The organism is Belnapia arida (assembly GCF_016773205.1).
Lineage (GTDB): Bacteria > Pseudomonadota > Alphaproteobacteria > Acetobacterales > Acetobacteraceae > Belnapia > Belnapia arida.
Genome location: NZ_JAETWB010000174.1, coordinates 1 through 530 on the forward strand (window position 1 = coordinate 1; position 530 = coordinate 530).

Consider the following 530-nt stretch of genomic DNA (forward strand, 5'->3'; position numbering starts at 1 on the left):
CCTTTGCAGCGCATCGACGTGCTGGTCACCGATCTCAACCTGGGCGCCGGCGACAGTGGCCTGGCCCTGGCCACCAAGGCGCGGCAAAGGCGGCCAGACCTGCGGGTCATCTATGAGACAGGCAGCCGAGAGATGCTGGCTGACCATGCGTTCTTTCCTTGGGAGAAGGTCTTCTACAAGCCCTTCGATCCCACAGCCCTCGCATCGACGGTTTCGGCCCTGAACAGCTCACGCCAGTCAGGGCACCTCCATCAGCGGCGGGCAACCTCGAACACGGTGGCATCCAGCTTGTAGCCGCCATTCTCGGTCAGCAGCAGGCGCGGCTGGGCGGGGTCGACCTCGAGCTTCTGGCGCAGCCGGTAGACATGCGTCTCCAGCGTGTGGGTCGAGACGGCACTGCTGTAGTTCCAAACCTCGTTCAGCAGCACCGGGCGTGAGACCGACTTGCCGCCAGCGCGGTAGAGGAACTTCAGGATCGCGCATTCCTTGTCCGTCAGCCGGATCTTGCGGTTGCGGGCCGTCTCCTGCAG

Annotated in this window: 1 protein-coding gene and 1 pseudogene; one reads left to right on the forward strand and one right to left on the reverse strand. The window is 64.3% G+C overall.

The window, feature by feature from the left end:
* A pseudogene (locus JMJ56_RS33260) lies at nt 1-294 on the forward strand (hypothetical protein); the annotation flags it as partial.
* On the opposite strand, the gene JMJ56_RS33265 reads toward JMJ56_RS33260, so the two are convergent.
* Nucleotides 252-530 (reverse strand): winged helix-turn-helix domain-containing protein (locus tag JMJ56_RS33265; protein WP_202836141.1); only part of this gene is annotated, 279 nt, incomplete at its 5' end. The pseudogene JMJ56_RS33260 and the gene JMJ56_RS33265 sit on opposite strands and share 43 nt — an antisense overlap.